The 9,257-nt window shown below is 56.3% G+C and carries 9 protein-coding genes; 4 read left to right on the top strand and 5 right to left on the bottom strand.

Annotated features, from left to right (window positions below):
• The 5 genes from Q1B15_RS12370 to Q1B15_RS12350 form a co-directional block, all read right to left on the bottom strand.
• Positions 1-461, bottom strand: a 461-nt coding sequence (locus Q1B15_RS12370; RefSeq protein WP_299754042.1) for an ATP-binding cassette domain-containing protein, incomplete at its 3' end; no start/stop codon positions are given.
• An 18-nt stretch (positions 462-479) separates the two neighbouring features.
• A complete protein-coding gene (locus Q1B15_RS12365; protein ID WP_299754041.1) occupies positions 480-1,238 on the bottom strand; it encodes an ABC transporter ATP-binding protein in 759 nt (252 codons plus the stop codon).
• An 11-nt stretch (positions 1,239-1,249) separates the two neighbouring features.
• Entirely contained in the window at positions 1,250-2,455 is a 1,206-nt protein-coding gene (locus tag Q1B15_RS12360; protein ID WP_299754040.1) for a branched-chain amino acid ABC transporter permease, read from the bottom strand.
• A gap of 3 nt (positions 2,456-2,458) precedes the next feature.
• Complete coding sequence (locus Q1B15_RS12355) at positions 2,459-3,490, bottom strand: branched-chain amino acid ABC transporter permease (RefSeq protein WP_299754039.1); 1,032 nt, start codon at positions 3,488-3,490, stop codon at positions 2,459-2,461.
• A 101-nt stretch (positions 3,491-3,591) separates the two neighbouring features.
• Positions 3,592-4,956 carry a substrate-binding protein gene (locus Q1B15_RS12350; protein ID WP_299754038.1) on the bottom strand — a complete coding sequence of 455 codons (1,365 nt, stop codon included), beginning with the start codon at positions 4,954-4,956 and terminating at the stop codon, positions 3,592-3,594.
• A 227-nt stretch (positions 4,957-5,183) separates the two neighbouring features.
• Here Q1B15_RS12350 and Q1B15_RS12345 point away from each other — a divergent pair, with 227 nt between their 5' ends.
• The 4 genes from Q1B15_RS12345 to Q1B15_RS12330 form a co-directional block, all read left to right on the top strand.
• Positions 5,184-6,521 (top strand): helix-turn-helix transcriptional regulator, encoded by a 1,338-nt coding sequence (locus Q1B15_RS12345; RefSeq protein WP_299754037.1) that lies wholly within the window; start codon positions 5,184-5,186, stop codon positions 6,519-6,521.
• A 93-nt stretch (positions 6,522-6,614) separates the two neighbouring features.
• Positions 6,615-6,983, top strand: coding sequence for a response regulator (locus Q1B15_RS12340; protein ID WP_299754036.1), 369 nt, complete (start codon positions 6,615-6,617; stop codon positions 6,981-6,983).
• Entirely contained in the window at positions 6,980-7,270 is a 291-nt protein-coding gene (locus Q1B15_RS12335; protein WP_299754035.1) for a hypothetical protein, read from the top strand. The genes Q1B15_RS12340 and Q1B15_RS12335 overlap by 4 nt, the downstream gene beginning before the upstream one ends.
• A 3-nt stretch (positions 7,271-7,273) precedes the next feature.
• The coding region (locus Q1B15_RS12330) for a sodium:solute symporter family protein (RefSeq protein WP_299754034.1) at positions 7,274-9,257 on the top strand (1,984 nt) is incomplete at its 3' end.

Below are 9,257 nucleotides of genomic sequence, written 5' to 3'. Positions count from 1 at the left end.
CCCGACAGGGTGATGCCGTCCTGGCTCTTGCGCTCGCCGAGACGTGGGAACAGCGAATAGATGCGTTCAAGCGACCATCCGATGGGCGGGGCGATCTGGGCAAGTTTTAAATTTTCTTCGACCGTCAAGCCGGGGATGATGCGTCGGTCTTCGGGCACCAGAGCAATGCCATGCTGTGACGCCTCATAGCTTTTCATCTTGTGCAGCGGTTTGTGATCAAGCCAGATCTCGCCGAAGCGCAGTTCGGGGCTATCCATACGGGCGATACTGCGCAACGTGGTGGTTTTGCCAGCACCGTTGCGGCCCAGAAGAGCGAGGATTTCGCCTTCGTGAACGTTAAAGCTGACGTCCTGGACGATGTAGCTTTCGCCGTAGTAGGCCTCGATATTCCAAACACTGAGGTAGGCCGGTGCGGTAGCGGCGTTATTGGCGTTATTGTCGTAGGGTTTTTCGTCAAGCATGTCGGTGTCCCCTGTTCCTTAAGCGGCAACTTCGCCGAGGTACGCTTCTTGTACCTTGGGGTTGCCTTTGATGTTTTCGGGTGCGTCTTCGACCAGAGGTCTGCCTTGCGCAAGGACCGTTATCCGGTCTGCAAGGCTGAACACGACGTGCATGTCGTGTTCGATGATGCACATGGTGATGTCGCGCTGGTCGTTGATCTGTTTCAGCAGATCGATGGTGTTGTTGGTGTCAGCACGGGCCATGCCAGCGGTTGGTTCGTCGAGGAGCAGGAGCCGGGGTTCCTGCACAAGACACATCGCCATTTCAAGGCGGCGTTTGTCGCCGCGCGACATGGACGCCGAGTGCATATGGCGTTTGTCAGCCATGTTGACGTCTTCTAGAATGGCTTCGGCCTTTTCGAGAATATCCTTCTCCTGGGCGAAGCTTTCAAAGGCGTGCAAGCGGAAGGACCCGTCGCGCTTGGCGAAGCAAGGGATCATTATGTTTTCCAGAACCGTGAGGTCGCTGAAAATCTCGGGCGTCTGAAACACGCGGGAGATACCCATCTGGTTGATCTGGTGTGGCTTGCATCCCAGCACGGACTGGCCGTCGAACATAACCGATCCGGTATCGGGGATCAGTTTCCCTACGAGGCAGTTAAGCAGCGTGGATTTGCCCGCACCGTTTGGTCCGATGATGGCGTGAACCGTATTTTCCTTGACGGAAAGGTTCACGTCCCCAAGCGCCTGCAAGCCGCCGAAGCGCTTGTTTACACCTTTGACTTCAAGAATTCCCATTTGGTCTCTCCTTATTCCGCAGGTGTATTGGCAGCGTCTTTGGCAGCATCTTCAGTCTTTTTACGGCGACCGAAGAGTTTGCCAAGACGTTGTCCGCCTTCGACGAGGCCACCGGGCAGGAAGATCACGACAAGCATAAACAAGATGCCCAATGTGAGATGCCAGCCTTTGCCGATGAACGGGTGGATGATGAAGACGAGGAAGTCTTCGAGCCCGTCGGGCAGGAAAGCGAACCACTGGTGCAGGATCTGATCGTTGATCTTCGAGAATATGTTTTCGAAGTATTTGATAAAACCGGCGCCCAGGATTGGTCCGATTAACGTACCCGCACCGCCAAGAATAACCATCAGCACGACTTCACCTGAGGCAGTCCATTGCATGCGCTCTGCCCCTGCAAGCGGGTCCATCGCGGCCATCAGTCCACCTGCGAGACCGGCGTACATTCCCGAGATGACAAATGCTGCAAGTGTATAGGGACGCGAGTTCAAACCGGTGTAATTCAGTCTTTGCTGGTTCGATTTAATCGCCCGCAACATCATCCCGAAGGGTGATCGGAACAAACGGATCGCAATATAGAATACGATAAGCATGATCACGACGCAGAGGTAATAGCCCACGTTGAAATTGAACGTCCAAGCGCCGATATCGAGCTGATAGTTTGACCTCATCGAAAGTCCGAAGAGGTGCGGCAGGTCCGGCAGACTGTCACGGTGCAGCCATTGCGGGTCATCCGCGTAGACCTGGAGACCGGTTTCGCCGTTGGTTAGGTTGAATTTGGGGTTTGACAGAACGGAGTAGGCCAGAGCGAACGACATCTGTGCGAAAGCCAAAGTCAGGATCGAGAAATAGATGCCCGATCTTCTCAGCGATACATAGCCAATCAATAGCGAGAAGAGGCCGGCGACAGCGACTGCCAAAATGATTGCCGGAAGAACATTGTAGGTGAACAGTTTAAACACCCACACGGCGGCGTAGGACCCAACACCCAGGAACGCGGCGTGACCGAACGAGAGGTACCCGGTAAGTCCGAAAAGGATGTTGAAACCGATCGCGAAGATCCCGAAGATAACAAACCGCTGCATCAGATCTGGGTAGCCTGCATTAAACTGTGCCAGCGAGCTTTCGGAAGGAAACGGGTTCAGAATGAACGGCGCCAGCACGGTCAAGGCAATGACGATGAAGAATAGTGATCTGTCTCTGAAGTTGAGGCCAAGCATGTTTTATTCCTCCATCACGCCTTTACGTCCCATCAATCCGCGCGGGCGGGTCAAAAGAACGATAATTGCGACAAGGTAGATGATGATCTGGTTGATGCCGGGGAGCAAACTTGTGGCCCAAGCAGTTGATGCAAAGCTTTCAAGAATACCGAGTAGAAAGCCCGCAAGCACCGCGCCCGGAAGAGATCCCATTCCGCCGACGACGACGACAACAAAGCTTAGGACAAGGAAGTCCATCCCCATGTGATAATTCGGCGGATTGATAGGAGTGTACATAACGCCCGCAAGCCCAGCCACGGCGGCTGCGATGCCAAACATGATGGTAAAGCGTTTGTCGATGTTGATACCCAGCATGCTGACTGTCTCACGGTCTGCCATGCCTGCACGAACCACCATGCCAAACGTGGTGAACTGCAGGAAGGCGAAGACACCCGCGATGACGGTCATTGAGAAGAAGAAATATATCAGGCGCCAGTAAGGGTAGATGATTGCATTTGGATCAAATCCGATCATCACACCGAGGTCGAGCGCTTTGGAGAGGCTGTCGGGAGCCGGTGTTTGGATTGGATTGGCGCCGTAGTAATACTTGACGACTTCCTGAATCACGATTGCAAGGCCGAACGTCACGAGGATTTGGTCCGCATGGGGGCGCTTGTAGAAGTGCTTGATTAGGCCGCGCTCCATGATGACGCCGATAGCGATCATCACCGGGATCGCGAACAAGATTGCGATCGGGACAGACCAGTCGATTATGGCTAAACCGACATCCTTCCCTAGCCAACTTTCGATATAGGTGGATTTGACCTTCAGCGGGTTGCCGAGGAAGTCAAGCTGGGTTTCGTCAATGGTTTCGTAGCTGAGCGACAAAATCCGTTGCAACGTCACTGCGCAAAACGAACCGAGCATGAACAAAGCGCCGTGGGCAAAATTTACCACCCCGAGCGTGCCGAAGATTAAAGTCAGGCCGAGGGCGATCAGCGCATAGGCCGACCCCTTGTCGAGGCCGTTCAGAACCTGAAGTATAAAGGCGTCCATGTCCCCACCCTAAAATTTTGAAAATCGCAGATCAGCCGACCTGTGCGGCGAAAGTGTGGGGACGCGCGATGCGTGCGCGGCCCCTTCTTTTCATCGCGCTATTATGCGCCTGGGTTACACTCGCCCAAAGACGCTTCGTCGCCGCCAAACATCGGGTGGTTCGGTGGATACTCGACCTGCGCGCGCGGCGTAACTTCGACAACTTCCAGAACGTCGAATTCGGATGTTGGGTTCTCTTTACCCTGCACAACCAAGACGTCCTTGAAGCACTGGTGGTCAGCGCCACGGTACAGAACGTCGCCGTTGCCCAGACCCGAGAATTCGAAGTCTTCAAGAGCTTCACCGACAGCGCATGGGTTGAACGACCCGGCACGGTTGACGGCGTCTGCATAAAGCAGCGTCTGGCAGTAAACGGTGTGAGCCGCCTGGCTTGGCGGGAAGCCGTACTTGGTGCCGAACGACTTAACAAAAGCTTTGGAGCCTTCGTCGGTCAGCGACCAGTGCCAGTTGGTAGAGCCAAGGATGCCCTTAACGTTTTCACCAGCACCACGTGCCATCAGGCGCGAATAGAGCGGAACAACGATTTCGAAGTTCTTGCCGTTGACTTGCTTGTCTTTCAGGCCGAATTGAACTGCGTTGGTCAGCGAGTTAACCATGTTACCGCCGTAGTGGTTCAAAACCAGAACATCTGCGCCCGAATTCAGAACCGGAGCGATGTAGGACGAGAAGTCCGTCGAGGCCAGCGGTGTCAGAACGTTGTTAACAGTTTCCCAGCCCTGGGCTTCGGTCGCATTTGCAATCGATTCCTGCTGAGTCCAGCCCCACGTATAGTCCGCGGTCAGGTGATAGGCTTTACGATCAGTGCCGTAACGGGCAGCAAGCACAGGTGCCAGAGCGGCGCCGGACATGTAACCGTTGAAGAAGTGGCGGAAACCATTGGCCTTGCGATCCTTACCAGTGGTGTCGTTCGAGTGTGTGAGGCCAGCCATGAAGATAACGCCAGCATCCTGACAGAGACCCTGTACAGCGATTGCAACACCAGAGGACGAACCACCAGTGATCATGATGGCGCCGTCTTTTTCGATCATCGACTTGGCAGATGCGCGAGCGGCGTCAGATTTTGTCTGAGTGTCGCCTGTGACGTACTCGACTTTTTTGCCGTTAATCCCCGTGCCGTCCAGCGTTTTGGACGAGAAGGTGCTGATCATGCCGCCATCGCCGCCACCGTTCAGGTGCTCGACTGCAAGCTCGTAGGCGCGCAATTCGTCGGCGCCTTCGTCTGCGTAGGGACCGGACTGTGGAACGTTGAAGCCAAGTGTAACCGAACCGCCTTCAGGGGCGTTTGTGAAGCCGGTGTGACCGGCAGCCCAGACGGAACCGTCGAAGATGGTTGGTGTCGCCATTGCGGCACCGGCGAGTGCGCCAGTTTTCAGCACACCACGACGGGTAAAGTTAGATTTTGTCATAAAGCTCTCCCTTTGTTTTCCGGCTTGTGTAGTTGTCTACAAGCGCCTCCTCGCGCAGCCGGACCTTTTACAAGGTAGGGATGTTATCGGTCGGGTTATGAAAAAAAGATAGTAAGCCTAGACTCTTGAACGATTATTCTGTAAATAAATAAACGCGCGAGTGCAGAGAGTTGTAAAGAATTTCTCTCGCACTCACAGAAAGTCGTTGAAAACTCGAGGTTTTCGCCATGGCGCGTCCCGTCCTTACAGGCTCTCGTATCCGCCAATATCGGATTGATAAGGGGTTGCGGCAGGCCGAACTTGCCCGCGAATGCGGTATTTCACCCAGTTATCTGAACCTGATCGAGCATAATCGCCGCAAGATCGGCGGCGCGTTACTGAACAATGTGGCCGGCGCCCTTGGGGTGAACACGGCGACCTTGAGCGAGGGCGCGGGGGCGGCGTTGACCGAGGCTTTGGACGCGGTCGCCGGGGGCTTTGCGGAGCCGGGTGCAGATATCGAAAGGAGCGAGGATTTCGCGGGTCGGTTTCCGGGATGGGCGCGGCTTGTGACGCAGCAGCACGCCCGGGTGTCTGAACTGGAGCGGTTGGTCGAAACCTTGAATGACCGGCTGACGCATGATCCGTTTTTGTCGGCGTCGCTGCACAATGTTTTGTCGACAGTCACGGCGATCCGGTCGACCAGCGGAATTCTGGCGACCGGCGACGAGATTGAAGCCGCGTGGCAGGCGCGCTTTCACCGCAACATTTACGAAGACAGCCAGCGTTTGGCGGAAGCGACCGAAGCTTTGGTCGGCTATCTTGACGTGGGAGGAGACACGGATCGGGTGTTGTCTTTGCCGCTGGACGAACTTGAAGCATGGTTAAGCGATCAGGATTGGCGGATCGACGCGCTTGAAACGGACAATGACACCGCTGCGAGTGATATCGTGGCGCAGGCAGGGTCCGTGTTTTCATCTTCTGCGGCGCGCGCTTTGGCCACGGCGTTCCTGGAACGCTATCGCGCGGATGCGCGGGCGTTGCCTGTGGGTCCGTTTGAAGAGGCGGTTCTTGCCGGTGAGAGGGATCCGATGCGGTTGTCGGCGCGGTTTTCGACTGATTTACCGCGCGCCATGCGACGGCTTTCGACTTTGCCGGCGCGCTTTTTTAAGGGGGGCTTTCCACCCGGACTGGTGATTTGCGACGGTTCGGGAACATTGGCGTTTCGGAAACCGGTGCGCGGGTTTGCGCCGCCGCGGTTTGGGGCGGCATGTGCCGTCTGGCCGTTGTTTCAAGCGCTTCACCGACCGTTGACGCCGGTGCGAACTGATGTAGCGCTGGTTGGGCAGGACGACGTGCGGTTTCAGACGTGGTCGATAGCGACGTCAGATTATGTGGCAGGGTTCGAGCGGCCTCCGGTGGTGGAGTCCACCATGCTTTTGATGCCGGTTCTTGCCTCGGTCGGCGAGGAGGACGCGCCCTATCAGGTCGGCACGTCGTGTCGTGTCTGCGCAATCCGGGACTGCCCGGCGCGGCGCGAACCTTCGATCCTGAACGTCTCGGAGCCTGCGCCTAAATTTGGGTGATGTGACTGTCTGCGAACAATATTTTGACACTTCGTGTTCCATCAGGGATAGTCGTTTCAGACGATTTTGTCTGGCTTTAGGGAGGAGTCAGTCATGGGCGGGAGTGTTCTGCTGATCGAAGACGAGCCGAACATCATCGAGGCGATCCGGTTTATCCTTTCGCGCGATGGCTGGCGCGTTGATACTCATTCGGATGGTTTGACGGCCCTGGATGCGGTGCGCGCCCGGCGTCCCGATCTGGTTGTGCTTGATGTGATGCTTCCGAACCGGTCGGGCTACGATATTTTGCACGATTTGCGCGAGGATCCGGAATTTAAGGAGCTGCCGGTGTTGATGTTGACGGCGCGCGGGCAAAAGAAGGATCGCGAACTGGCTGAAAAGCTTGGGGCGAGTAGCTTTATGACCAAGCCTTTCTCGAATGGCGAGGTCCTTGCGACTGTGCGCGCATTGGTTGGCAAGTGAGCCGTCCGCCCGAACCGGTCTTTCTGGAACGACAAAGCTATCGCCGCCGCCGGTTAAGCGATGCGGCCCGCCTGATGCCTGTTGTCGGCCTTGTTTTGCTATTACTACCGTTGCTTTGGGCGGATCGCGCCACGACGTCAGGCGGCATTTTGTACATCTTTTCCGTTTGGGCGATTTTGATCGGCGCGACGCGGCTAATCTCGCGACGGTTGTCGGACTTCGACCCCTTTGGCGAGCCCAGAGAAACCTCCGAGGCAACGTTGTCAAAAGACGGAGGCATGCGCTAAGCCGTGTTGTCGTTTAACGCCCTCGCCCTGATTTCAGTTCTGTATGTTGCGTTACTTTTTGCGGTGGCGTTTTGGGCGGATAAACGCGCCGAGCGCGGTCAGGGCGGGTGGTTGCGGTCGCCGCTGGTTTATACGCTTTCATTGTCGATCTATTGCACGGCCTGGACGTTTTATGGGGCGGTTGGCTACGCGGCGCGCTCGGGCCTTGAGTTTGCGACGATCTATCTGGGGCCGACGCTTGTGATGGTCGGGTGGTGGGTGCTGTTGCGGCGTTTGGTGCGGATCGGGAAGACGCAGCGGATCACGTCGATCGCGGATTTGATCTCGTCGCGGTATGGTAAATCAAACATGCTGGGCGTTCTGGTGACGCTTTTGGCGGTGGCGGGGACGACGCCTTATATCGCGCTGCAATTGCAGTCGGTGACGTTGAGTTTTGCTGTCTTCATGGGGGGGCAGTCGAACGCGCCTGAGGATCTTGCAGCCGTGGCGCTATGGGTGGCGTTCGGACTGGCGGTTTTCACCATTCTGTTTGGCACGCGCAATCTGGATGTCGAAGAACGTCACCACGGCATAGTCATGGCGATTGCGCTCGAAGCGGTAGTCAAGCTGATCGCGCTTCTTGCGGTTGGCATTTTTGCGGTGTTCTGGATTGGGTCGGGCCCGAGCGATATGATGGCGCGGATTGATGCCTCGCCGATAGATGTCTGGGCGTTGCAGCCCGACCGTTGGATGACGATGATTTTCCTGTCGGCGGCGGCGTTCATTTGCTTACCACGGATGTTTCAGGTCATGGTCGTCGAAAACGAGCACGAGCGGCATTTGTCGACCGCGGCCTGGGCGTTTCCGGTCTATTTATTCCTGATCAGCCTCTTTGTGATCCCGATCGCTGTTGTGGGGTTGTCGGTCATGCCAGAAGGGTCAAATCCGGATTTGTTTGTGCTGACATTGCCTTTAGCTTTCGATCAGAACGCATTGGCGACGCTGGCTTTTCTTGGCGGATTTTCGTCGGCGACATCGATGGTCATTGTGGCTTCGATTGCGTTGGCGACGATGGTATCGAACCATATCGTAATGCCGATCTGGCTGAGCACGCGTAGCGGCGGCGCGACAGTGTCGGGCGATGTGCGCGATGTGGTGATCTTCTCGCGGCGCGCGTCGATTGCGGGGATTTTGATCCTCGGATTTCTGTACTTTCGGCTGTCGGGGGGAGGTGCCGCATTGGCGTCCATCGGACTTGTCGCATTTGTGGGAGTAAGCCAGGTTTTGCCTGCGCTCATTGGCGGTATCTTCTGGCGCGGGGCCACACGTATTGGTGCGGCGGCGGGTTTGGTGACGGGTTTTGTGCTTTGGATTTGGACGTCGTTTTTGCCAAGCTTTGGTGACGGGGCGATTTTATCGGCGTCGGTCTTTCAGGAGGGACCGTTTGGCATTGCGATGCTGCGGCCCAATGCTTTGTTCTGGATCGATGGGTTAGACCCTTTAGTTCATTCGGTGTTGTGGTCTATGGCGCTGAACACGCTGGCGTTTTGTGTCTTTTCTCTGATGAGCTTCCCTAGCCCGCTTGAGCGGTTACAGGGTGCGACTTTCGTCAATATTTTCCGCTATTCGGACCGGGCGCGTGGGTGGGCCGGTAGGGCGGCCGAAGCGGAAGATCTGTTGATGATGGCGCAGCGCATTATTGGTCCCGGTGTTGCACAGCGCATTTTCGAGAGCGAAGCGGCGACACAGGGAAAACAAGGTTATTTGCCGGATGTGACGCCGGATTTCATGGATCGGCTTGAGCGCGAGTTGGCGGGGTCTGTCGGAGCTGCAACTGCGCATGCGATGATAGCGCAGATCACTGGCGGGGCGTCGGTTACGGTCGAAGACCTGATCCGGGTGGCCGATGAAGCGCAGCAGATTTTGGAGTACTCAAATCAGCTTGAAGCGAAATCCGCCGAGCAGGAACGCACGGCGCGGCAATTGCGTGAGGCCAACGAGAAGTTGC

The organism is uncultured Boseongicola sp., assembly GCF_937988555.1.
Taxonomy (GTDB): domain Bacteria; phylum Pseudomonadota; class Alphaproteobacteria; order Rhodobacterales; family Rhodobacteraceae; genus Boseongicola.
The sequence above is the reverse complement of the archived record's forward strand: the minus strand, read 5'-3'. Positions and strand labels throughout refer to the sequence as shown.